A 26,175-nucleotide genomic window follows, 5' to 3' on the forward strand; every position below is an offset into this window, starting at 1 on the left:
ATTTACAGATTGGCCATGACAATCAGATTCAGATCCTTACAAGGTAGATTGAATTTTTCGCTCATATCCTTGTTGGTCAGGTTGCCATGGTACAAATAGATGGCACTTCTGATGCCTTGATTTGCCCAGATCATATTGTTCATTCCTCCTGCTTCACCGATCTCCAACAGAATGGGCGTAAAGATATTCGTTAGAGCATAAGTCGCCGTTCGAGCCACCCGGGAAGCAATATTCGGAACACAATAATGGATCACATCGTATTTCTTAAATACAGGCTTACCATGATTGGTCACTTCTGAGGTTTCAAAACAGCCCCCTTGATCGATACTAACATCGATCAACACCGAATTGGGTTTCATTTTGGATACCGTATCTTCCGAAATCAGGCATGGCGTACGCCCGTTCTTTGCCCGCACGGCCCCTATAACCACATCGCAGGATTTCACGGCCTTGTTCAACACAATAGGTTGGATGATCGAAGTAAAGACACGGCTCCCCACATTGCTCTGCAACCGGCGAAGCCGGTATACCGAACTATCAAAAACCTTTACCTGAGCTCCTAATGCAATGGCTGTTCTTGCGGCAAATTCCCCAACCGTACCAGCCCCGATAATGACCATTTCGGTAGGAGGAACACCCGTAACACCACCCAACATCAGGCCCTTACCATCAAAAACATTCGAAAGATATTCTGCTGCTATCAGAACAGAAGTCGCACCCACAATTTCACTCATGGCGCGGACAACCGAAAGATGCCCCCCTTCGTCCTGCAGATATTCAAAGGATAAGGAGGTAACTTGTTTCTTCATCAAAGCCTTCAAAACTTCCAATGACATAAGGGATGGCTGCTGCGAACTGAAAAGCACCTGTCTGGTTTTCATCAATTCCACTTCTTTGAGTGTAGGACTGGATATTTTGATAATGATATCGGCCTGGAAAACTTCTTTTTTATCATGTACGATCTCTGCACCCTGTTCACTGTAGTGGTGGTCTAAAAAATTGGAGGCATTCCCAGCACCACTCTCCAGGATTACCCGGTGCCCATTTTCCACCAATAAACCTACGGATAATGGCGTTAGTGCGATCCTGTTTTCTTGAAAAGTATGTTCTTTTGGAATTCCTATGGCCAATTGTCCCCTTTTCTTCCCGCTACTTAACAGCGCTTCTTGAGGCTGTAACACACCCTGTTGCGCTAATTTGGACACATTCATCATTTTACACAAAAAATAAGTTATGCTAAAAATACATAATATTATTTCAATTAAACAGCCATAAAGGATTATATTTGACAATTAATCACATATTAGAAACAATAAATCGTAAGTTTACAAACTAACCAGGTACGATGAAACTACTAAAGCCTTTGAATCATATCAAGATTGTTCCTCGGTGGATAATCTTTAGTTTCGACATCGCTATTTCAGCATGTGCTTTTATTTTCGCATTCACGCTATACAATAATTTTCAGCTCGATTCTTTTTCCAAAATCGATTTCTCGATCGAGTTCTTATTCTGCATGTCCCTGACTGCCCTTTCGTTTCTGGTATTTCGACTCTACAGTGGTATCGTAAGGTACACCTCTGCGGTAGATTCCATCCGGATCCTTTCGACGATCGTCTTCACGGCCATCATCATGTTCATTGCCAAACTATTGCTTATCGCTTTGGCAATCCCGGTGAACATCCCGCTCAACCTGATCATCATCTATGCCCTGTTTGCTTTTACAGGCCTAACCACCTACCGTACTTGTATCAAGATCTTCTTCCAATACACCAAATCAACAAGAAACGGGCGTAAGAATGCGGTTGTTTTTGGTGCTGGCGATCTGGGGATCGCCGTAAAACGGACTTTTGAGCACGATTTCCGATCGGAGAAGACTATTGTAGCCTATATCGATGATAATGAGGAAAAGATCGGAAAGTCCATTGATGGCCTAAAGATCTACAGTTCCAAGGAATTCCCAAGGATGATCAAGAAATATGGGATCGATGAACTGATCATTGCCTCTTCCAATATCGATATCGACAACAAGAACATGATCATTGATATCGCTTTGGAGCAGAACATCAATGTACTGACCTTACCTCCTGTAAATAAAATATTGAACGGGGATCTTTCCCCTGCCCAGATCAAACAGGTTCGTATCGAGGACCTGTTGGAAAGAGCGCCCATACATATCTCCAATGAAAAACTATTCGATCAGTTGCGCGGAAAACGGGTATTGGTAACAGGTGCTGCAGGCTCCATCGGTTCTGAAATATCCAAGCAGTTGAGCAAATATGAGCCGCAGATGATCATATTATGTGATCAGGCCGAGTCGCCTTTACATAACCTACAATTGGACCTTCAGGACCTCTATAAAAACCAGATCTACCATACCTTTATTGCCGATATCCGCAGCGAGGAAAGGATGCGCCAATTGTTCGAGACCTTTAAACCACATTTTGTTTACCATGCGGCTGCTTATAAACACGTGCCGATGATGGAGAACCACCCGAGCGAGGGGGTGAAGACCAATGTATTTGGAACCTATCTTTTGGCCAATCTATCGGTGGAATTTGACATCCAAAAGTTCGTTTTTGTATCTACAGATAAAGCCGTAAACCCTACGAACATCATGGGGGCTACCAAACGGATAGCTGAAAAATATGTACAATCCTTAAACGAATATCTATCCACGCAGAACGGCATCAAATCTACCCGCTTCATTACCACGCGGTTCGGAAATGTTTTGGGCTCAAATGGGTCTGTTATTCCAAGATTTAGGGATCAGATCGAAAAGGGTGGGCCTGTTACGGTGACCCATCCTGACATCACCCGTTATTTCATGACCATCCCCGAAGCCTGTCAGCTGGTTATAGAAGCCGGTAATATGGGCCAGGGCGGCGAAATCTTTGTGTTCGATATGGGGAAATCCGTTAAAATCGTGGATCTTGCCAAAAAGATGATCCGATTATCCGGTTATGTTCCTTTCAAGGATATCGAAATCAAATTCACCGGTTTACGTCCTGGCGAAAAATTGTATGAAGAATTATTGAACGACCTGGAGAACACCTTGCCTACCCACCATGAGAAGATCATGATCGCCAAGGTCCGTGGAAACGATTTCATTAGGGTAAAAGAAGAAGTTATAAACCTCTCTAAGGCATTAGAGAGCCACAACAACTTAAATATTGTCCGTCAAATGAAGGTTATGGTTCCTGAATTCCTGAGCCAAAACTCCATCTATGAACAATTGGACAAGGAAAAGATGGCTTCCCTTAACCCTTAATTAAATAAATATTTTTCTTAATTTATTGCAAGTATTCTTTAAAAGTGTATTTTTGCGTTCCGTAATCTATTAAAACTAAGAATGTCACAAAATAATCAAACCGTTTCTTCAGGCACGAAGAAATCATTTTTCCAAGAAAACGAAAAGAGTATCACCTTTATTGTAGCAGGAATCATTGTATTGATCCTATTGTATATTGGATACCAAAGACTATATCTAGCGCCACGTGCAGAGAAAGCAGCAAACCAGATGTATCATGCTGAAAACTATGCTACCATCGATTCTTTGCAAAAGAAAGCGATTGATGGCGACGGTGCATTCCCAGGTTTCAAAGAAATCGCTGACGAATACTCAAACACCAAATCAGCAAACATTGCAAATGCTTACCTAGGTGGTCTATATTTACGTCAAAAGAATTTCAAGGAAGCCATCAACTATTTAGAGCAGTACACCGAGACTGGATCGGAGATCTTAGATCCATTGGTTATCGGTCTATTGGGTGATGCCTATTCGGAAGAAAAGATCTATGATAAAGCCGCTAACTATTACAAGAAAGCAGCTGATAAATCCAAAAACGTTTATACTACCCCATTATTCCTTAAGAAGTTGGGTCTGGTTTACGAAGAGCTTCAAGATTACAAAAACGCAGAATCTACGTACCAACGCATTAGAGATGAGTATCCGCAAAGCAGCGAGTCGACTACGATCGACAGCTTCCTAGCACGTGTACAAGCGAAACAGTAATCCTAAAAAAATTGATTAACTTTGAGGGCTACCGATGGTAGCCCTTTTTATTTATACAAAAATGTCAAGTAGTTTAAAAAACCTTTCTGATTTCTCCCACATCGAAGTAGGAAATGCAGCGAATCTTAAATTTGCAATCGTGGTTTCACAATGGAACGCCCAAATTACCGGCGCATTATTAAAAGGTGCCTATAAAGGATTACTAGATCACGGTGCCACAGAAGAGAACATTGAACTGATCGAAGTTCCTGGAAGTTACGAACTGATATCAGGAAGTGATATCGCCTTGAGAAATAAAGATATTGATGCTGTCATTACCTTAGGTTGTGTGATCCAAGGAGAAACCCGTCATTTTGATTTTATCTGTATGGCGGTAGCCAATGGATTGGCAAATGTAGGCATACAACATAACAAACCGGTTATTTTCGGTGTGTTGACCACCGATAACCTGGAACAGGCCATCGATCGCTCCGGCGGCAAACATGGCAATAAAGGCGAAGAAGCAGCCATAACAGCTATACAAATGGCCCTAATCGGCAAAAAATATTAATGGTATCGTTTTTGATTGACTAAGGATATGAAACACAGGTTAATAGTATCCAGGAAGCTAAGTGTGGTTTCCTCTTACTATTTCTGCTTATTCCTAACCCTGCTAAGTATATATCCTAACTTAGCTAAGGCACAATCCAAGAACATAGTAGATAAGATATGGAACAGCGCGGGCGGTAAAAATAAGTGGGAATCAACAAAGTACATTATGTTTACTGTTTCAGGAAACAGCCAATTTGGCAGCATCACTGGAACCCGTAAATTTTTATTGGACAAGCAAAGTAACTTGGTCAGGTTTGAAGGAACATTTGATAATGAAAATATTGTTGCTATCCTCAACGTTCAGAACCAGAAACTAATCCGTCTATACGACGAAAACGGCACAGAACTTTCTGTCACCGACTTTAAAGGATTGGTTTCAGAACTAGCAGCACAATACAAGATTGACCTCAAGGTCCTAGCCTTACCGGCGAGTATTGCAACCGCATCCTTGGATGGCGGCTCGGAGAGCAAGATCATCAATGCGGAAAAGTTGCAAAAAGTAGACTTTAACAATTTCCTTGGCGGAAGCGGAAGTGTATATGTCAATGAGGAGTCTGGAATGATCAAACGGATCGATATGGACAATAAGAGCTATATCGTCAATGGTTACAAGGATATCGGAAATGGCTTGGTGCTACCCACCATTTTCAAAGGCTCAAACGACAGCATATCCTACCAAAAGGTAGCTTCCTTCACAGAAATGGAAACCGAAAAGTTTAAGTCATTTTAGAAATTTAATTTATAGAATAGCAAAGGGCGAATCTAACCGATTTGCCCTTTTTTATCTTGTTAATCTTAATAATCTTGTTTAATTCCGGGTATAGGTACTTACTCGTCCACTTCTACCATGTTGATCAATGGCTGCCAGTTTCACGATCATATGATCTTTTAATGCAATCCCGCCTTTTGGATACGGACGGCTATTAACTGTTGGTATCGATCCATCTTCTGTATAATAGATCTGAAAGCCAGGATATTCCGTATTGGCATGTAAAGTTCCCTTTTCAGCATTTATTCCTACCGATGGCAGCCGATACTTAAATCCGCCAAAGGCAAAATCCAATTTCTGAAGTTCATTACTACCTACCTTGTGCACAAAAGCATTATACGTTTTATCAAATTCGGATTTATTGAATTCCTTATCATTTTCCCAATTTCGTTTTGGGGCCCATGCCCGCTCTGCCATGGCAAACAAACGGGGGAACAACATGTAATCCATACGCTCCGCAATCAGTACCGTTTCTGCCCACAATGCGGCTTTGATGCCCACTAAGTTGGACCTCCCCTTCTCGGTAAGTCTTACTTTGCCTGCAATATATTCATCTTTCAGATCCTTGCCTGTCTGTGTGTATTTCATATTGGCAAAAAATGCTTCTGGCAACATGGAATAGGCATGGTATAGATCGGTTATGGAAGCCCATTTTAAGCCCGGTTCATTGAAATTCCTATCCCAGACCATGTCCAAATAATAATTTGCACAACTGGTAAATACCGTCTTATATCCCGCATTGGCCAATCTATAGGCCAAATCTTCCTGTCCTCCACCGATAACATTGTTCCATACATCTAGGTACATGTCCAAATGATTGAGTTCAGGATTGACCTGCATCCCTTTTCCTTGGTTGACCATACCAAATTCTTCCCATCCCGCAATGTTCATTCCCTTTGATGCACAGATGGCATTTATCTTTTCCACATAATATGGCCAAACTTCATAAACAGATTTCATCCCTTCTTTCGCCATCAGCTGCTTGATGATGGGTGAGCCTTCCCAAGATCCCGATGGAACCTCATCTCCGCCCAGGGAGACAAGTTTCAGTTCCAAACCCACTTCCTGATACATCTTCTTGATATCCTCCAATACCACGTCTATAAAGCGATATACAGAAGGCAATGCCGGGTTCATCACATTATCGTCCCAATATTGTGCGGAACTATATTTGGAACTATCAGTAGCTTCGTACAACAGGAATTCTTCAGCTTCTTTCTGCTTTCCGGCTTTCATCAAACGATGGTATCGTGTTTCCATGGCCTTTATGGCTGCTCTGGCATGCCCAGGGGTCTCTATTTCCGGAATGATGGTTACATGTCTTTCCGCAGCATAAGTCAATAGCTCCTGAAATTGTTCTTTTGTCAGAAAGGCATTTTCGGTAGGATTTGAGCCTGATCCATAAGCAGGTTGAATGCTATTCCCATCTTTAAAGGTTCCGGATCGTTTTGATCCTATTTCTGTTAATTCTGGCAATGAGGGGATCTCCAATCGCCAACCCTCATCGTCTATAAAATGCAGGTGGAACTTATTCAACTTCAAGGAAGCCATCACATCAATGTATTTCTTGATGGTATGGATATCCTTAAAATTCCGAGCGATATCCATCATGAACCCCCGATAAGCAAACCTGGGTTCATCCTGAACTTCCAAAAAAGGAAAGGAAAGGGCTGTTTTCCCCTGTAATTGTTCCGGATTCAATAAGGATCTTAAAGATTGAACGGCATAAAAAACGCCGGCCGCATGGGAAGCGGAAATTTCGATCCCATTCGTTGAAACCTTTAAATGATAGGCTTCCTTGCCTAATTCCTTGTTCTGTCTTATTTTAAGCTTGCCTTGGTCACCTTTGGGTGCCTGGATTTGGGCCAGATTTGGGAAAGTGCGGAGATATTCGCTAAAGGATTTTTTATCTGAATTATTGAATCCCTCATCGATAGAAACATCCAGTATCTTACCTGGGCTAAAAGCCCCATTTCCCATTTTCAAATGAGCGGGAGTTGGTAAAATGGCCTGCGCCTTGCCATTATGGGTCAAACTATTTCGTGCATAAAGCGCGGATAACATATTGTTTTCCTCTTGTGGGGTGACCTTAGCAGCAATCACTTCTGGATGTCCTATCTCAATGTGCTTGCTTGGTTTGGACTTACTTTCCAGGTAAAACCCATTTGGTGTCAGTGAAGTGTGGGTAATGGGATAAGGGGACTTGTATTCTAGTGTTATAGAATCTTTCACATTTATCCGAGTTCCCTTTGCAAAGTCTACGGAATACAGGTTACCATTTCGGTTATGGAACCTGTAATTTTTTTGGTTAATTTCTTCAGCATTGTTTTGGTTAATTTCTTCAATGGGATACATGGAATTGAACCATAGGTCATAGGTATCCAATTGGATGGGCACATTATCGGTATTGATCAAGGTCAGTTGCAATACCCGATTTTGGCTGGGATGGTAGTTAGCGCTAAAATCCCATTTTACTTTGATCTTCTGTGCGGAAGATTCCTGAAGTCCGAGACATAGTCCCAAACTCAGTGTAAGGTAAGTTTTTAATCGATTCATAATAGTTGTAATCTAGCAAAAAATACCCTTAAAAGAATTATTTAGGATTTTTTTGATAAAAAATTTTGGGAATAATAAAGGAAATTCTATATTTGCACACCGAAACACAAATCGGCCCGTTCGTCTAGGGGTTAGGACGCAAGATTTTCATTCTTGAAACAGGGGTTCGATTCCCCTACGGGCTACAGAGAAATGCTCAGCGAAAGCTGAGCATTTTTAGTATAAAGTAGTGAGTATTTAGTATTAAGACCGAAGGCGAAACGTATAGGCCGGATTAAAATTTATACGTAATTCCTACATTGAGTACAGATACACCATATCCCAATTCTGCGAAGGCGCCTAATTTCTCACTGAAAAAATATCGGCTACCCAAAAATCCGCTTAATCCCATTCCGCTACTGTAATTGTCTGCCACATCTAAACCATCTCCATCTGAGGAGTAGCTCACGATATTAAAACCCAACATCAATCCACCATATACATCCAATTTTGGTGCAGAAGTAAAACCATTATAATGGTAAGCACCTCGAATTCCAGTGATCAAGTAATTCCATTTTGAGGTATAATTTCCGCTATTGTATTTGTACGCTGTGTTACCTACATATGCACCAAGAGAAATTACCCCAGGGCCATTCATGTCCCACATGCCATAATCAAGTGATAGACTTAAAGCTAGACGTGCCTTTCCCAGTCCTCCTAAGGCGGTTCCAAGTCCGAAACCAGCATTTATAGCTGTTGTTCCTTTTTTAAATTGTTGGCCTTGGACTTTAAGCGCGGCCAATAGAACCGTAATAATAATGGTTAGTCTTTTCATATTTAGTTTGCTTTTTTATAGATATACTCCCTAGTTTCCACCAGCTTATTGGTTGCTCTATCGTAGATTTCTGCCTTAGTAGGATATCCGGAATCGTTGTAGGTATATTTCCAGATATGATCTAAGAAGATCGAGGTTCCTGCAACACCCGCACCCGTCAACTTTTGGCTCTTGGCATTATTGATTGAATAAGTTTTCCATTTCCAGGGAAAACCTGTCATCCGATAATTCTTGTCATCAAAATCGCTAAATTCCATAATGCTTAACAATGTACCATCTGTATTTAATTCAGTCCTTAAGAGATTTTCACCTTTACTATCAAATGTATATTTATTGAGGGCATACCCTTGACCATTCAAGGCTGAAATCTTTTCTAATACCATATTGTTCGTATATTCAAAATGTAGGTTCACCACCCCATGTGGATAGGTCCAAGTTCCGGAAACCGGTTTATCATCAGTTCCATAGGCATAATCTTCCCGATAAACATGTTTTCCAGCATGGCTATGGGTTGCTGATATCATATTTCCCTTATCGTTATAGGTGAAAACTGCTGTACTTTCCCCAACTCCATCCTTTGGATGGATCCGGTATGTAGTTATTTGATTTTCTTCATTATATAAAAAGGAAATGTCAGTCACCCCGTTCACTTTCTCCTCGACAAGTAATAGCTGATTGCCTTGGACTATCCCTGAATAACACGGGCTTTGCTCATCATTGGGGTCGCAATCTTCACCCTTGGAGCAGGACATCATAGTCACTGCGATAAAAAAAATCCAAATGTTGCTTTTCATTATTGTTTTCATGGTCACTTTTTTTTTATTTTTTAATATTAATAGCCAATAACAATGGAAGCAGAATTATCGACTCCGTTTCCAGGTTTTGGTATAAAATCAAGTTGAAATTCGTTTACTGCTCCTTCCCTTTTATACCAGTCTTCAATTTTAAGGTCGGTTGTTTTTCCGTCTTTTTTCAATTTGGCAGTAACCTTATACCTTCCTATGGGTATATCCCAAAGCTCACTTCGTTGGGTCCATTTTTTATCGCCAAATTTTAAGACAATCGTTTTTCCTGTTGATCCATCGATCAGCGGACCTGTAGGTTTCAGCGTAATCTCCATGTCCTTCTCATCTTCGTAAAAACCATAATCGGTCGTTAGCATGACGGTTCCGCCATAATAAGCTTCCGCTTCCCAGGGCATATCTCCTTCCAGCTTCCAGGAAAAATTGCGTACTGCACCCTCCTCATTGAAAGCATCGGTTCCATCCGGAAAAAGCTCCATCGTGTAGACTTTTCCATTATATTGCTTGTCTATATAGGCAAAAGCCCGCCAAGAACCTGGGAGAGACTTTATGCGGTAAGTTCCCGACTTATCTGTCGTACCATGAATATAGGATGCATACAACATGGTATTGTCTAAAAGAATACGAACGTCTGAAAGGGGTTCACCTTTTGAATCTGTTACCTTGCCAGTGGCATAGCCTTTTTCTGGTCCAGCAGTACCTTCGCCTGTGTCAGCTTTATCACAACAGGCAAATAGTACCAAGGATATAGCTGTCCAAATTGCCTTTCCAATTGTCATTTTCATAATCGTTTTATTTTATTTTCAATTCTGTTAATTTTCGAATGTTACTATCGTTCTAGTAGAAGAACTATTTCTTTTTTTCGGATCTGACTACCAAGAGAGAATGTGTTCTCATAATTTTTTCTGTTAAGGTTTATTTTCATCTCAAAATTAGACCATCCTGATTTTCTATCTTACCCCCCAAAGGGGGTTTTTATCCAAAGCTCTTATACCTATCTTTGTATCAGTATTAACCTGATAATGAACCGTTATGATCTTAAAGCATTTATACAGGGATTTGCTCCGACCATTAATCATGTGCTATATGTTATTGGTGCTGATGCTAGGAATGAGCATGAAGGCAACAGCACAAGCAAGAATGGTAGATTCCTTAAAAAGGGAATTGGAAAAGAAGAATATTACAGTAGAAAAACAGCTTGAATTGTACGATGCACTCCTCTACATCACCTGGGAACATGATGCTGCCTCAGGAATTGAATTTGGAAAAAAAGGTATAGCACTTGCGAAAAAACAGGATCACAAGAAGTGGCTTTCCATTCTTTATAGCCATACGGCGATGTCCTATTTCTACCTAACCCAGTATGATTCGGCCCACTATTACCAAGATCTCGCCTTTGAACCGGCAAATGAGTTGCCCAGCCTCACGCCATTGGCAAATGCACACATGAACAAGGGAACTATTTATAAAATGCAGGACATGCATGCTGAAGCGCTCAAAGAATACCTGAAGGCTTTACAATTATTTGAAAAAGAAGGTCACGACGTAGGTAGAGGTATGGTGCTGGGAAACATCTCGCATGTCTATTTACAATTGAGGAATTTTGAAAAGGCCGAAAAATACCTCAAAGAGTCCGAAGCCATAGCCATTAAAAGCAATGATAAGGAAGCGCTTGGTTCTGTAGCTATTGCCTTGACGAACATCTATCAGGAGACTGATATGCCTAAAGCGATAGCATATGCCAGTCGTGCAGCAGATATTTATCATCAATTGGGAAATAAATATAGTGAAGCAGTTGCCCTCTACATTTTGGGACGCTGCTATCAGGAATCTGGTAATTACCAGCAGGCCGCCTATTATACAGAGCAGGGCCTTGTTTTGGCCAAAGAGGTTAATTACCCCAATCTCCTCGCCCAACTCTATGTAAATTTATCCAATGTCCGGTATCATCAAAAAAAGTATCAAGAAAGCGAAACGCTTGCCCTAGCGGCAAAATCAAAAGACTCTACTAATCTGGAGATTAAACACAATGCACTGTTGAACCAAGTCCGAAACAACATGTATTTGGGCAATTTTGAACAGTCAGCAAAATACTTGGATGAATATACCGCCTCCATACAGCAATTAGCGACTGATGAATATCAAGGATCAATCTCCAACCTGGAAGCCAAATATGAAACAGAAAAAAAAGAATTACAGATAAACGCATTGGAAAAACAACGACAACTTTATATCTGGCTAGGTGTGGCCATAGCTGGCGGTCTTTTAGTGGCCTTGGCATTTGCCTATATTCGCTATCGATTGGCTGTAAGTAAACGTAAATTGGCCGAAGAAGAAAGTCACAGACTCGAACAGGAGAAGCAATTGGTGGCTGTACAAGCCACCCTAGATGGCGAAGCCGCAGAAAGATCTCGCCTGGCAAAGGATTTACATGATGGCCTAGGGGGAATGCTCTCCGCGGTAAAGATGAATCTTCCACAGATGAACGGCGATGCGATATTGGAGGCAATGGATGTTACTCGATTGCAGACCGCTTTAGGGATGTTGGACGACTCCATTCAAGAACTTCGTAGGGTAGCTCATCACATGATGCCCGAATCCTTATTACGTTATGGACTAAAAGTATCTCTATCTGATTTTTGTGCTGCCATACCGATCGCAGATTTCCATTATTTCGGCGATGAAGCTCGATTGCCCAGTAAAATGGAAATCATGGTTTATCGGTGTATCCATGAACTCGTCAACAATGCGCTAAAACATGCTGTAGCTTCGCATATCAATGTGCAATTGGTACAGGAGTCCAACCGGATATCCTTTACCGTTCATGACGATGGAAAAGGCTTTGATCAACAACAAGTAGCAGAAGGGATGGGTTTGCGGAATATTCGACAACGGGTGGAAGCCTTTCAAGGAAAATTGCATATTTATTCTTCTGTGGAAGGAACAGAGGTTCATGTTGAATTGGAACTGCAAAATAATGTAGATCATGATTAAAGTAGCTATAGTAGATGACCATAAGATCCTAACTGAGGGACTTAGTGCCATAATTGAAGAATCTGGACTGGCAAGTGTCGTCTTCATAGCGCACAATGCTGCTGCATGCAGGGATTCCATCGGTCATTGGAAACCGGATGTGCTCTTGCTTGATGTCGGACTTCCAGATTTGAATGGTGTTGATTTCTGTAAAGAACTTAAACAGCGATATCCTGACCTTCAAATCATGGCCCTTACCACCCATAATGAATATAGCGTGGTCAGACAAATGCTAGAAAACGGTGCCTCTGGATACCTGGTCAAAAATGCGATGACTGAAGAGGTATTAACCGGCATTCAAGAAGTGGCCAAAGGACAAGTTTTTCTATGCCATGAAGTGGATGTGTTGATGAAAAAACCAAAGGAAACCCAACTATGGTTGAGCCAACGCGAACGTGAAATGTTGAAACTGATTGCCGAAGGATTGACAAACAGCGAAATAGCTGACCGAATTTTCTTAAGTCCCGAAACTATTAAAAGCTACCGAAAAAATCTGCTGTTGAAGTTGGACGCGAAGAACACGGCGGTACTGGTGCGGGTCGCCTTAGAAAAGAAATTGATCTGAAAAGATGGGAAATCAGTAACCTAACTATCCCCATCCTTAGTATTTAGCACCCTTTCAAATTCGAATTTCCGTCGGAAGCAGAAGGGAATTTACTTAAACTAAATAAGATTACCATTCGCATATCGCTTGACATAGGTTCAATATGTTTAGCGATAAAACCCTTTGTATTTTCGCCAAACTGTCCTATTATTTATGCCTTGGCTATTTCAAACATGACTTTCCGTTGAAATGTTAGCTTCGGAGTAAAAGCATACTGAAAGTAACATAAAAGTATGTAAAATGTATGCTTTACATACTATTCCATTACTTTAGCCTTGCTTTAAACATGCTTAAACCAGGATTCTGACCCAACATCAAACATATTTTGAAGGCTTATCCTAAAAACCACTTGGAGAAAATGGATAATAAATGTTAATCAAAATAACCAACTCATATTTTGATTAAAACTTTCTATAAGGTTAACAACGTTTCAAAAGTTAAACGGTTTTAGCAAGCTTTATTCTAATGCAATGTTACAATAAACAAAAGTTTAATAAAATCTTAATAGAATTTGTAGTTGTTTGTTGATATATTTTCATGTTGCCCAACATTTATAATCCCATTATAAACATATATTGTTCTTAATAGATTTTTTTGAATAATGTCAGTTCACTTCAATAAAATCTTTTTATATATTGGACCTCATAAATTACTTGAGTACCATTAATCTTTTAGATTCTTTAACTCACAATTATTTAACGTCCTAAATTATTTTATCTATGGGGTATCTTTATTCTCCAATTTTTGAGAGGAACTCTCAATTATCTTGGTGGAGACAAAACAGGCTCAATCAAACATGGAAAAATTTAGTTGTTCTAGCTGTTGCGGGAACAATCTCGTTTTCTAGTTTGGCTGCTGACCCAATGTCATCAAAATTGAACGCAGGTGCTAAAATCTCGGCATCAACACTTCAAAACACTATTTCAGGTACAGTTGTGGATGCTGGCACCAATCAACCGATTGCTGGTGCTACCGTTACGGTAAAAGGGAAGTCTACGGCAGCTAGTACTAATGACCAAGGTAGGTTTACCATTCAAGCGGCTGGTAACGAGACTTTGATCGTCCGTTTCTTAGGTTACAATGAACAGGAAGTAGCGGTTAACAACCGTTCTACTTTTACCGTTCGTTTATCATCTTCAGAAAAACAGATCGAAGAGGTAACCGTAGTTGCAACGGGTTACCAAACACTTGACCGTAAATTCTTTACTGGAGCATCTACAAAAGTAAGTGCAAAAGATGCAGAACGTGCCGGTGTACCGGATATTTCACGTATGCTAGAGGGCCAAGTAGCAGGTGTATCCGTGCAGAACGTGTCCGGAACATTCGGTGCTGCACCGAAAATCCGTGTTCGTGGTGCAACCTCCCTATCAGGAGATAACAAACCTTTATGGGTTATCGATGGTATCATCTTGGAAGACGTAGTAAATATTTCCAATGAGGCATTGTCAACCGGAGACATGAGCACCTTGTTAGGTTCATCCGTTGCAGGTTTGAACCCGGATGACATCGAGAGTTTCAACGTGTTGAGAGATGCGGCTGCAACAGCGATGTATGGTGCAAGAGCGATGAACGGTGTAATCGTAGTAAATACGAAAAAAGGTAGAAAAGGAGATGGTAAGCCATTGGTAAGTTACACAGGTAACTTTACGACCTACCAAAAACCTTCTTATGCCGATTTTGACATCATGTCTTCTTATGATCAGATGGCGGTAATGATCGAGTTGAAAAACAAAGGTTATTTCCAAATCCCTTCTGCTTCTCGTGGTGCTAACGGTGGAGTGTTCTACAAGATGTACAATATGTTGTACGATTATGATCCTAACACCGGAACATTCGCCTTGAAAAATGACGCACAGAGCCAGATCGACTTCCTTTCCCGCTATGCAAATGCAAATACAGATTGGTTCGATCTATTGTTCCAAAGTAAGATCATGCAAGAGCACTCCTTAAGTGTTTCTTCCGGAACGGAAAAATCACAGAACTATAGTTCGGTTTCCTTCTTGAACGACCCAGGTATGACGATCGGTAATAATGTTAAACGTTTCACGGGTAACTTTAGATCCAATTATAAATTCAGCGACAAATTGACTGGGGAATTGATCGGTAATGGTTCTATCCGTGACCAATCAGCACCGGGTTCTCAGAACGTGCAATCCGATCCAGTTTATGGTTCATACTACAGAGGTTATGACATCAACCCGTATAACTATGCGTTGAGTACTAGCCGTTTGATCACCCCATTTGATGAAAATGGCCGTCGTGAGTATTTCGTGCGTGATTATGCTCCTTTCAACATTTTAACGGAAATGGAGAACAATTATGCTAAACTTTCTATGATCGACTTTAAGGTCCAAGGTGGTTTGAAATATGAATTTATCAAAGATTTAACGTATTCGATCAATGGTGCCTTCCGTTATACTAAATCAGAAAGCGAACTATTCTTAAAAGAAGGTTCAAATTACGTGCAATCTTTCAAGGCCATGGATGATGCAACCATCGTAGGATCTAACGGAAGGTTGTATAAAGATCCTGATTTTCCTAATAATCCAGCAGTATCTGTTTTGCCAGATGGAGGATTTTACAATATTACAGGCGATAATATGAAGTTCTACTACTTCCGTCAGGATTTGGAGTATGATAAAGAATTCAATGAGGACCATAGCTTGAACGTGTTTGCTTCCATGGAGATGAAAACTACGGACAGACAAGCTAAGTTCTTCGACGGGGTAGGTTATCAATACGAAAATGGTGGATTGGTATCTCCTTACTATAAATATTTCAAAGAAGCCAGAGAAGAGGGTAAACCTTACTTCGGTATGGGATATAATGCAGACCGTTGGGTTGGTTATTCCATGAGAGCAGCTTATTCCTACAAAGAAAAGTACCGTTTCAATGCGACAGGTCGTTATGATGGATCCAACAAAATGGGTAAATCAAGAACAGCACGTTGGTTGCCAACATGGAACATTTCCGGAGCATGGGATATCGATCAAGAGACTTTTTGGCCAACAAACGATTATTTAAGTGCTTTCTCGGTTAGAGCTACTTACGGTTTGGTAGCATCAATGGGTAATGCGACTAACTCCTCAGCTGTATTCTATAATCAGATTGCGAGAAGAAGAGAAATTGTAGACCAAGAAGTATTGACTTATATCTCCAGTTTGGAAAACTCTGAATTGACCTGGGAAAAAATGAAAGAATTCAACTTAGGTTTTGATTTGGGTTTACTTTCCAATAAGATTGACTTAAATGTGGATCTATATCAAAGAAAGAATTACGATTTATTAGGTTCTGTTCAAACATCAGGAATTGATGGTCAATTTACCAAGATCGCAAACTACGCGGATATGGAATCAAAAGGTATCGAATTGACTATTGCAGGTAATCCTATCAGCAACGAAAACTTCAGATGGAGAACACGTTTTAATTTCGGATACAACACGAACAAAATCACCAATTTAGATATCAATCCGAATATCTGGAGAGCCGTTTCCAATACAGGCGGTGCAGTGGAAGGATATTCTCAGCGTAGTTTATTCTCTATCCAATTTGATGGATTGAATCCTACTTACGGCTTCCCTACATTCATCGGTACTGATGGTCTAAAAACATCTTACATCAGTTTACAGAGCCAAACATTGGATTATTTGAAATATGAAGGTCCGGTTGAACCTACGTTCACAGGAGGTTTCTACAACCAACTTAGTTATAAAGGCTTTAACCTAACTGGATTGTTCACATTCTCTGCTGGAAATAAATTGAGATTGAGACCAACTATTTATGCTTCATATAACGATATGTCTGTCATGACAAAAGATATGTTGAATAGATGGATCATGCCGGGTGATGAAAACTTCACCAGTATTCCTGCGTTGTTAGACCCAATTTCTAACACCAATATCACGAACTCTACAGGAGGACAGGTTAGTGCACAATATCCATACAATGCGTACAACTACAGTACAGAGCGTGTCGTGGATGGCGGTTACCTGAAGCTAAAACAAGTTACTTTAGGATACTCCATTCCTCAAAGATGGTTGAGTTCAACTAAACTAGCGAATGCAAGTTTGAATTTGGTAGGAAACAATTTATGGACCATCATTGCTGATGAGCGCTTAAGAGGCCAAGATCCAGAGTTCTATGCTTCTGGTGGTGTGGCATTGCCAACATTAAGACAATTCACATTATCATTAAAGGTTGGATTTTAATAGGGATTTTTATGAAAGTATTAAATAAAATAAATGTTATACTATTAGCTGGACTAGCTTTAACGGCGAGTTCATGTAATAAATATTTGGATGTTGAACCGGATAACCGCACGACCATTAACAGTGTGGATAAAGTAGCACAATTGGTTGCAACGGCATATCCAGGTTATGACTATCTATCATTTGCAGAGGCAGCATCTGATAATGCAGAAGACAAAGGACCAGGAGTAGGATCGTCGGTGGATACACGCGATAGGCCTTACGTTTGGGAAGATCAGATCGGATCGGGCACAAACACGCCTACAAACTATTGGAATGGTTGTTATGAAGCAATTGCTGCGGCCAACCAAGCTTTAGAATCCATCGAGGAAAATCAATTTGGTGACGAAGTTTTACAATACAAAGGTGAAGCCTTGATTGCAAGAGCTTATGCACATCATATGTTAGCTATTTTCTTTGCGAAATCCTATGAAATTGGCGGAACAAATGATTCCCCAGGTATTCCTTACGTAAAAGCTCCAGGAACCAAAGTTTTTGGGGATTTTACCCGTGGCACCGTAAAATCCACCTATGAGAACATCGTTTCTGATCTGGAAGAAGGCTTAAAATATGTTTCAGACCAGAACTATCAAGTTCCAAAATATCACTTTACCAAAGCTGCGGCACATGCATTTGCATCTAGGTTATACTTATTCTTAGGAGAATGGCAAAAAGCGGCCGATCATGCAAGTTTATCAACACCTTCAGGTGAATTCTCGGGTAATTTAAGACCGATAAACACCACATTTAAAAACATGACTTCAGGTGAATTCAACGCAGCCTTTACCAGATCCGATGTAAAATCGACCTTGTTATTAACGAATGCTTATTCGACTTGGACATATGTTTCCTCTCCGAGATATGGTTATGGTGCCAAATTAGCACGTATGTTTACTGACCCACATGTAACGGGAGGTGTATTGGATAATAAAGTACTTTCATACGGTGCTCCAAACTACACCACCTACAAATGGTTATATTATTTCTTCTATACAGGTCCTGGCATTGGTTATCCATACATTATGCAACCCTTATTAACCTTGGATGAAGCGATTATGAACCGTGCTGAAGCAAATGCTGAATTAGGTAAATATGATCTAGCCGTAGCGGATCTGAACACGTTCTATAGTACAAAAATCAGGAACTATACACCGAGCTTACATACCTTGACATTAGAAAAAATCCAGACTTTCTATGTGGAGACCGATCCGAAAAAGGCATTGGTCAAGGCAGTACTTAATGCTAAAAAAGCAGAGTTCTTGGAGGAAGGTTTACGTTGGATCGATGTTACCAGAAGAAAATTACCGGTAGTTCACAATGTGATCAGTCCTACAAAAGAAGAAACAGAGATTGAGTTGGGACCTGAAGATCCTAGACGTGTTTTCCAGATTCCTGAAGAGGCTAAAATCGCAGGAATCGAATTAAATCCTAGATAATACCATTATGAAAATAGTAAATAAAATTTTAATCGCATTATCAGTAGTATGTGTGTTAGGATCTTGTGCTAAAGAGGAAGTGAAGAATGTTGATTTCTCCCAGTATAACGATGATGATCCACAGACCAAAACTGAATTAGATAATTGGTTGAAAACAACCTTTTTGGATGAGTACAACATTGATGTGGTTTACCGTTATAATCGTTATTACCATGATGTAGACCGCAACGTAACTCCTCCACGTTTGGACGCAGTTAAACCAACCATGGAATCCGTATTGAATGGTTATTTATTGCCATATAGAAAAGTGGGTGGCGTTGATTTCATCAAAAAAATGTCGCCTAAGGAATGGATTCTTTTCGGATCAAATTCCTATGCATCTGACGGCTCAGTATATGCTGGGACAGCTTCGGCTGGCCGCAGGGTGAACTTATATGGCATCAACAATTACAGTGCCTATGGTGCATTATTGGTTATCCACCACGAATTTGTCCACATTTTGAATCAATTGGTAAATATTCCAACAGATTTTGAATCGATATCTAAAGCAGACTATAAAGCGACTTGGTCAACAACTCCTGCTGATACGGCAAGAAAATATGGCTTCGTGACTTCGTATGCAAGTGGATCTTACACCGAGGATTATGCAGAAACTGCTGCACATTTATTGGTAAAAGGTCAAGCTTGGTACGATCGGTATGCGAATAGTTCTTCAGATGCAGGTAAAAGCAAATTGAAGCAAAAGGAAGCCAATGTTGCGAACTACTATACTTCCAATCTTAAGGTAAATTTTAGAGAGCTTCAAAAAGAAATTCAGAATTACTTGAAGAGCACTGTATATCCAAATGATCTTAAATTCCCTCAATACTTAGCAAGTACCTATAAAACGGTGACCATCAATCCTGGGAATGCTATTTATTCTAAATATGGTAAGCCCGCTGAGTTTCAAGCGGCTTATGATAAAATGAAAGCGGCGGTCCTAGCTTATAGTTCTACAGCAAAATATAATTTGGACTATGTTCAAGTTCGTTTTGAAGCAGATAATAAGGCTACAATCAGATGTGCTTTTACAGCAGCAGCAGGTGGAACACAATATTTGGCTGACTATTCATTTACATATGCCTATAATACTACTTCTGGTGACCTGACCTTTACGAAGGTTGAACAAGCAGGTACAACTGGGAATTATGCTAATGCCGCTTTATTTTCTGCCGGTTTTGCAAATAGCCTTCAGCCATATTTTACTGGAAAAACCTTTACAGCAGATTGGTTGAAAGCAGATGTAGAGGGTGCAGATTATAATTCCTTGGCAGGTTTTTATGAGAAGAACAATACTACAAATTATTGGTATGGCGTATTAGGACTATAATGATGATGAACTTAAAAAATATTTTATTTGGAGCGATGCTGTTGGTTGCGGCATCCTCCTGTCAAAAACAGGAAGAGGATTTAGTCTTTGGCGAATCACCAGATGTACGCATGAAAGCTAAAATCGATTCTATAAACAATGCCCTGACCACTGCGCCAAATGGCTGGAAAGCAACGGTTGGAACAGGTTTAAAGGGGGGATATGGGTTTTACATGGACTTTGACGATCAACAGGTGGTTAAAATGGTTGCCGACCTGACCGATGCCTCAGCAACAAAAATTGAAGGATCTAATTATCGTGTTAAACAGGATAATGGAGCTACATTGATTTTTGACACTTACAATTATATTTCCATGTTGAATGATCCTAATCCATCTGTTTACAATGGAACAATCCGAGAAGGACTTAGGAGTGACCTGGAATATAGGTTCTTACGTTCAAATGCAGATTCTATCATTTTTGTTGGAAAAAGATACAGCCAACAATTGGTATTAGCCAAAGCTACAGCTGCTGAAAAAGATGCTTATAATACTGGAGCCTATAAGACCAGCATTGATAAGACCAAAGCTATCTTCCAATCCTTCAAAAACCCATATATCGAGGTTAATATCGGAGGTGTTGCCACAAAGTTAGCTCTGTCCATATTTTCTGGCACAAAAACCCTTGATATCGGATCTGTTCTACCGGATAATAAAACCGTTTTGAATACGTTTAAGTTTGCTTTCAATCTAAAAGGTTTTGATATTTTAGCAGGCGGAAATCATAGGGATCTGGTTTTTACTAAAGGCGAAGTGGAAGGGAATAGCATATTTATCCATGATATTGCGGGAAATAAATACGAGATCAAAAATAGCGCTAACCCAATTCTTCCTATTGAGGTGATGTTTTCTTTTGATGGAGCATTCAATGCAATAACGGTTGCTGGAACTAAGCAGCCCGAAGGTGTTTCTTCAAGTTTTAACTCAATCTGGACAGCCCTAGTTAATTTCCATGCAGCAAATGGTATGGTGACCCACTCTGTGAACTTTAGGTTATCGACATCGAAAGTTGCTGTATTGGATGTCCGTTTCCAAAGCGGTAGTACCGTATACCTAGCAAGCGCGGAATATAATTACACCTTGACAGATGGTGTATTAAAACTAACTGCTCCAATTGCAACAAACGGTAACTGGAACAATGGCTGGGTATCAACAGCTGTTCGAAATTACTTCAGTGGTGGTGAATTCAAACTAACCTATATCTCAGGATCGGATCCTAACGCCGGTACTTTAGGAGGTTTGATTAAAGTCTCTGACCCAGCAGCCATATTCTATGGTAAACTATCGAAACTATAAAAATTTATATAGAATCTAATAGATTAAGGGGGGATTTATATCAAATCCCCCTTTTTATTTTTCTAACCGGTACAAATGAATAAGCATTAAAAAAGTCTAATTGAATTCATTAGACTTTTTTATGCTTGAAGAAAACTATCTTACCAACCAATGGGTGGTGGAGCATCCGTATCTTCACCTCCACCAACTTCTCCAGGAGCAGACATTTCTTCTGTTTCCTCTTCGCTATCGTCCTTAGGAAATTCCCTCAACAACACCGTTTTATTGGTGGTGACTATGGTTTCATTATTGTTATTGACAAATGTATTGATGAAACCTAATTGTAAACTACGAGAACCTAAACCGTAAAACTTATAATTATAAGTTGTTGTACTTCCGTCGGGAAGAGTAACGGTCATATTATCTCCAGTGATTACGAATGGATATGTTATGGTCGATACCGTATTCTTATTTGAATCCTTATCTCTATCATAGGTAGTGATCACAAAAGAATTGCCTGAAAAGGTTATGGTTTTATAATATTTATTATAAACATCGGACCTTTTATACATTTTATAATACCTTGATACCAATTCATCACGCTTAGTAGACTCCTCTAGTATTGCCCTGATGTACCATTCCCCATCCATCGTGACAATATCTTGTTCCTTCTGGCAGGAAGAAAAAGCAATTGATGCTGAAGCCAGTAAAGTAATAAAGACTTTTTTCATATATAAATAATTGATTCTAAAACAAATATAGGAATTTTTTCTCGTTTGATTTAGGTGTGATTCAAAACGTAAGGGAAGATTATTTACCCCAAACTAATTATAAGATGAATCCCTTAAGATAATCTCAGGTTTTAATATAATCTGTTCGGATGAAAATTCTGGGTTATATTTATGGATGACCCGTTTCATCAATTCTTCCACGGCAGTTCTTCCCATTTCAATGGCTGGTTGTACTATACAAGATAAAGGAGGGTTCAAGGACTCCGCAAATAACAGATTGGCAAAGCCAATCACACTCACATCCTGCGGCACTTTTATACCCAATTGATGTAAAACTCCTAAGCTATTTACAGTCAATGTATCTGTTATTCCTAACAATCCAATCGGTTGATCAAACTCCTTTAGTTTTCGATCCAACATCAACTTGAGGTTGTTCATCAATTCATCAGATTCCTGACCATGATTGATCTGTATGATATGTTCAGGATAGAAAGGGATCTTAAATTCTTGTAAGGCTTTTTTATAGCCCAAGATTCGCGTGCTGTTCACTCCTAGATTTTTACCTGCAAGGACCAGAATATCCTTTTTCCCTTTCTCTAATAAATGTCTTGTGGCTTGATATGCACCAAATTCACTATCCACACCAATCTTTGGGGCATCCAGTTCAAAGTCTATACGATCCACCAGAACCAGAGGCACTTGTTGATTCAGCTGTTATAAATAAGAGACACTGCTATTTGCGCTTGGTGCAATGATAATTCCGTCGATATTCTGTTGGATCAATGCTTGGAGGCATTCCTTCTCAATCTTTTTATTTTCGCGGCTCTGCATGAAAATCAGATTCACATTATGTTCAAGGGCGGTTTGTTGGGCGCCTTCTAGGATCTGTGATTGGAAAGCACTGGATATGTAGGGAATGATCAACCCAATGGAATTACTTTTTCCAGCTTTAAGCCCTTTTGCTGCCAAATTTGGTTTATAATCAAATTTTTTGACTGCTTGCCGAACACGCTCCTTGGTTTCATCACTGATTTCATAGCTATCATTTAAGGCCCGAGATACCGTAGAAACGGACAATTCCAAGTATTCTGCTTAAGCCTTAAGTGTCATTTTACTCATAGATCCTTCCTCCACCCTATTGTTTTCAGGAACAAGATAACCAATTTACGTTGTACAATTAGCAAATAAATTCCTGGAACAATTCCTTTCTCCACAGTATCTCCATTAGAGAGGAACATCTTAAGGGATTAAGCTAAAAAAAAGACTTTTTTGCCCCCCCAAAAGGGTTATTTAAGAATAAAATAATATCCAGAATTTCCCCAAAAAAAAACAATAAGGTTATATTTGGGGAATATTCTGTAATAAATCAGGTTCAAAAGCGTTGTAATAGATGGATTTCTGAGCATGTATTTGTTTATGGAATGCTAAAAAAACTTATATCTACAAACACTTAAAAAAGATCAATCAAAATTGACATTATGAGTAAGAAAAAAGACAATTCAAGATGGTTGCATGTTGCCATTTCTTGGGGAGCGAGTATTGTAATTATTGGTGTAATGTTCAAGATCCTTCATATCGGTGGATCATTGGCGAATTACATCATCGGTATCGGCCTAACGGTTGAGGCCTTATTATTCTTTTTAATGGGTTTCAACCCACCTCCAGCAGAACCAGATTGGGCTAAGGTTTATCCAGAATTGGATGACAACTTCCAAGGTGAATTGCCAAACAGATCCGTTCAGGTTGTTAACCAACAATCAGGACCGTCTGCTACTGCAGCATTGGACAAAATGTTCTCGGACGCACAGATCGAACCTGCAACAATCGAAAACCTGGGCAGGGGATTGCGTGATTTTGGCGAAAAAGTTTCCGCTATCAACCGTATTTCTGATGTGTCTTTGGCAACTGATGAATTTGCACAGAAATTACGCCTAGCTACTTCCAAATTTGATGGTCTAAGCGTTGCTTTTGAAAAAGCATCGGCTAATTTGGTGGCCTTGTCCAATACCAATTCTGATACCAGCAATTATCAAGAACAGGTAACTCAATTAACCAGTAACCTGCGTCAATTGAACAGTATGTATGAAAAAGAACTGCGCGAATCGTCTTCGCACTTGCAGTCCATGAATAGTTTCTATGAGAATTTAAGCTTTACGATGAAAAACTTCAACGAGTCTATTGATGATTCCAAAGCATTCAAAGATGAAGTGAACAAGTTGGCGAAAAACCTGAATGCATTAAATGCTATCTATGGCAATATGTTGACAGCCATGAACCAACCAAGAGTATAATTCATCCACGTAAAACTTAAAACCTACAAAATGGCATTAGGAAGAGAGACGCCAAGGCAGCGGATGATCAATATCTTGTATTTGGTCTTGCTAGCCTTGCTTGCATTAAATGTACCGGATTCCATATTGGATGCATTCAAGAACATCAACAACAGTTTAGAAACATCCAAATCGAATGTTAACAATTCGGTTCAGCAATTATTCACCGCTTTTGAAAGCACCAAATTAAAAGATGAGCCTGGACGTGCAAAGCCAATCTATGATAAGGCAAAAAGCGCATCGGCCATCATCAACGATCTTAATCAGTACATCAACAGTATTAAAGAAGAATTCGTCAATCAAGGCGGAGGATATGACGAGAATACAGGAGATCTGAAAATGCGCGAGAATGAAGATATCGCTGTAAATATGATGATCAACCAAAAGAAGGGTACAGAACTAAAGGATAAAATAAACCAAACAAGAGCAAAACTTTTGGCTCTATTGACACCAGAAGAACAGAAATCTGTTTCGTTTTCCTTGGAGGCGAATGACCCAGAAAAACCGGTGAACGGAAAACGCAAATGGGAGGAAATCAATTTTGGAAGCGGAACGCCTTTGACAGCTGCGATGACCATCTTGACAAAGATTCAAACAGATGCTCAAAATGCAGAATCAGATATGGTAAAACTGATCTTGGGCAAAATGGACCAAGCGGTAGTGAACTTGGATAAGTTTGCAGCGGTTGCTGTTGCTCCTACCTCCTATCTTGTACAAGGCCAACCCTACACAGCAGAAGTATTCTTGACGGCATCCGATTCCAAATCACAGCCGAGCATTAGTGTCAATGGCGCTAATCTGGACGTGCAAGATGGAAAAGGTATCTATCGAGTAAACACCAGCCAAGAAGGGATCTTTACCTGGTCAGGTATCATCAAAGTGAAGCAAACCGATGGCTCGATCAAGGAATACCGTACGCCAGCTCAGACTTACCAAGTATCGAGACCTTCGGCAGTAGTATCTCCGGATAAGATGAACGTATTGTATATCGGTGTAAATAACCCTATTTCGGTTTCGGCACCAGGAACACCAACCAATAAAATCAAGGTGAGCATGAGTGGTGGAAGCCTTTCAGGAAGCGGCGGAAAGTATAATGTCCGTGTAAGTTCTCCTGGAACAGCGAAGATCACGGTATCGGCAGAGGTAGCTCCGGGCAAGAATCAGATATTAAGTTCTACGGATTTCCGTGTGAAACGTATCCCTGATCCTATCGCGCAGTTTGCCGGTAAAACTGGAGGATCCATGCCAACCGTATCGATCAAGGCACAGAATGCTATTTTTGCTAAATTGGATAACTTTGATTTTGACGCATCCTTCAAGGTGACCAAATTCTCCTTGATCATTGCGAAACCAAGGGCTGATGCGATTGTATTGTCCACCTCTGGAAACCAATTGAGTTCTTCCATGCGCTCGGCCATCAATGGTATTGGACCAGGAACAAGGGTTATCTTCGATAATATTATCGCAGTAGGACCTGATGGAACTCCAAGACAATTGAATGCAGTTGCATTGACTGCTAATTAATAGCAAATAAAACACATAAAAAAACGCCAACCATAATTGA

General features: G+C 40.1%; 18 protein-coding genes, 1 tRNA gene and 1 pseudogene. 13 read left to right on the forward strand and 7 right to left on the reverse strand.

Annotated features, from left to right (window positions below; translation table 11 throughout):
- Positions 1-2 precede the first annotated feature (2 nt).
- Positions 3-1,214, reverse strand: coding sequence for an alanine dehydrogenase (locus E3D81_RS15065; protein ID WP_134778032.1), 1,212 nt, complete (start codon positions 1,212-1,214; stop codon positions 3-5).
- 131 nt (positions 1,215-1,345) lie between these two features.
- On the opposite strand from E3D81_RS15065, the gene E3D81_RS15070 reads away from it, so the two are divergent.
- The 4 genes from E3D81_RS15070 to E3D81_RS15085 all read left to right on the forward strand — a co-directional run bounded on the left by E3D81_RS15070 (position 1,346) and on the right by E3D81_RS15085 (position 5,336).
- Positions 1,346-3,271, forward strand: coding sequence for a polysaccharide biosynthesis protein (locus E3D81_RS15070; RefSeq protein ID WP_134778033.1), 1,926 nt, complete (start codon positions 1,346-1,348; stop codon positions 3,269-3,271).
- A gap of 81 nt (positions 3,272-3,352) precedes the next feature.
- Complete coding sequence (locus E3D81_RS15075) at positions 3,353-4,015, forward strand: tetratricopeptide repeat protein (RefSeq protein ID WP_134778034.1); 663 nt, start codon at positions 3,353-3,355, stop codon at positions 4,013-4,015.
- A gap of 61 nt (positions 4,016-4,076) precedes the next feature.
- Complete coding sequence (gene ribH / locus E3D81_RS15080; protein WP_134778035.1) at positions 4,077-4,565, forward strand: 6,7-dimethyl-8-ribityllumazine synthase; 489 nt, start codon at positions 4,077-4,079, stop codon at positions 4,563-4,565.
- A gap of 27 nt (positions 4,566-4,592) precedes the next feature.
- The gene (locus tag E3D81_RS15085) at positions 4,593-5,336 is read left to right on the forward strand and encodes a hypothetical protein (RefSeq protein ID WP_134778036.1); all 744 of its coding nucleotides are present in this window, start codon (positions 4,593-4,595) and stop codon (positions 5,334-5,336) included.
- 78 nt (positions 5,337-5,414) lie between these two features.
- Here the strand turns inward: E3D81_RS15085 and E3D81_RS15090 are convergent, their stop codons facing one another.
- Entirely contained in the window at positions 5,415-7,931 is a 2,517-nt protein-coding gene (locus E3D81_RS15090; RefSeq protein ID WP_134778037.1) for a family 20 glycosylhydrolase, read from the reverse strand.
- Positions 7,932-8,044: 113 nt separating this feature from the next.
- On the opposite strand from E3D81_RS15090, the gene E3D81_RS15095 reads away from it, so the two are divergent.
- Positions 8,045-8,116: transfer RNA gene (locus E3D81_RS15095), tRNA-Glu, on the forward strand.
- 89 nt (positions 8,117-8,205) lie between these two features.
- Here E3D81_RS15095 and E3D81_RS15100 read toward each other — a convergent pair.
- Genes E3D81_RS15100 through E3D81_RS15110 form a run of 3 tightly spaced genes read right to left on the reverse strand, consistent with a single transcriptional unit; the run spans position 8,206 to position 10,333 of the window.
- Complete coding sequence (locus E3D81_RS15100; protein WP_134778038.1) at positions 8,206-8,745, reverse strand: hypothetical protein; 540 nt, start codon at positions 8,743-8,745, stop codon at positions 8,206-8,208.
- Positions 8,746-8,747: 2 nt separating this feature from the next.
- On the reverse strand, positions 8,748-9,551 hold the full coding sequence (locus E3D81_RS15105) for a hypothetical protein (protein ID WP_134778039.1): 804 nt from the start codon (positions 9,549-9,551) through the stop codon (positions 8,748-8,750).
- A 26-nt stretch (positions 9,552-9,577) separates the two neighbouring features.
- The gene (locus E3D81_RS15110) at positions 9,578-10,333 is read right to left on the reverse strand and encodes a carboxypeptidase-like regulatory domain-containing protein (RefSeq protein ID WP_099366462.1); all 756 of its coding nucleotides are present in this window, start codon (positions 10,331-10,333) and stop codon (positions 9,578-9,580) included.
- Between the two features lie 292 nt (positions 10,334-10,625).
- Here E3D81_RS15110 and E3D81_RS15115 point away from each other — a divergent pair, with 292 nt between their 5' ends.
- The 6 genes from E3D81_RS15115 (at position 10,626) to E3D81_RS15140 (ending at position 21,571) form a co-directional block, all read left to right on the forward strand.
- Positions 10,626-12,542 carry a sensor histidine kinase gene (locus tag E3D81_RS15115; protein ID WP_167554327.1) on the forward strand — a complete coding sequence of 639 codons (1,917 nt, stop codon included), beginning with the start codon at positions 10,626-10,628 and terminating at the stop codon, positions 12,540-12,542.
- Complete coding sequence (locus E3D81_RS15120; protein ID WP_134778041.1) at positions 12,535-13,146, forward strand: response regulator; 612 nt, start codon at positions 12,535-12,537, stop codon at positions 13,144-13,146. The genes E3D81_RS15115 and E3D81_RS15120 overlap by 8 nt, the downstream gene beginning before the upstream one ends.
- Positions 13,147-14,048: 902 nt before the next feature.
- Positions 14,049-17,393, forward strand: coding sequence for a SusC/RagA family TonB-linked outer membrane protein (locus tag E3D81_RS15125; RefSeq protein WP_167554328.1), 3,345 nt, complete (start codon positions 14,049-14,051; stop codon positions 17,391-17,393).
- Between the two features lie 11 nt (positions 17,394-17,404).
- A complete protein-coding gene (locus E3D81_RS15130; protein WP_099366468.1) occupies positions 17,405-18,868 on the forward strand; it encodes a RagB/SusD family nutrient uptake outer membrane protein in 1,464 nt (487 codons plus the stop codon).
- 7 nt (positions 18,869-18,875) lie between these two features.
- Positions 18,876-20,237 (forward strand): substrate import-associated zinc metallohydrolase lipoprotein, encoded by a 1,362-nt coding sequence (locus tag E3D81_RS15135; RefSeq protein ID WP_099366469.1) that lies wholly within the window; start codon positions 18,876-18,878, stop codon positions 20,235-20,237.
- A 2-nt stretch (positions 20,238-20,239) separates the two neighbouring features.
- On the forward strand, positions 20,240-21,571 hold the full coding sequence (locus E3D81_RS15140) for a DUF4302 domain-containing protein (RefSeq protein WP_167554329.1): 1,332 nt from the start codon (positions 20,240-20,242) through the stop codon (positions 21,569-21,571).
- A gap of 140 nt (positions 21,572-21,711) precedes the next feature.
- On the opposite strand, the gene E3D81_RS15145 is transcribed toward E3D81_RS15140, so the two are convergent.
- Both E3D81_RS15145 and E3D81_RS15150 read right to left on the reverse strand, forming a co-directional pair.
- Entirely contained in the window at positions 21,712-22,281 is a 570-nt protein-coding gene (locus E3D81_RS15145) for a hypothetical protein (RefSeq protein WP_134778044.1), read from the reverse strand.
- Between the two features lie 93 nt (positions 22,282-22,374).
- A pseudogene (locus E3D81_RS15150) lies at positions 22,375-23,364 on the reverse strand (LacI family DNA-binding transcriptional regulator).
- 395 nt (positions 23,365-23,759) lie between these two features.
- Here E3D81_RS15150 and gldL point away from each other — a divergent pair.
- Positions 23,760-24,572: a gliding motility protein GldL gene (gene gldL, locus E3D81_RS15160; protein ID WP_134778047.1), complete on the forward strand. Its 813-nt coding sequence runs from the start codon at positions 23,760-23,762 to the stop codon at positions 24,570-24,572.
- A gap of 30 nt (positions 24,573-24,602) precedes the next feature.
- Positions 24,603-26,135 carry a gliding motility protein GldM gene (gene gldM, locus E3D81_RS15165; protein ID WP_099366474.1) on the forward strand — a complete coding sequence of 511 codons (1,533 nt, stop codon included), beginning with the start codon at positions 24,603-24,605 and terminating at the stop codon, positions 26,133-26,135.
- Positions 26,136-26,175 lie beyond the last annotated feature (40 nt).

This window comes from Sphingobacterium sp. CZ-2 (assembly GCF_004526235.1).
In the GTDB taxonomy this organism is placed as follows: domain Bacteria; phylum Bacteroidota; class Bacteroidia; order Sphingobacteriales; family Sphingobacteriaceae; genus Sphingobacterium; species Sphingobacterium tenebrionis.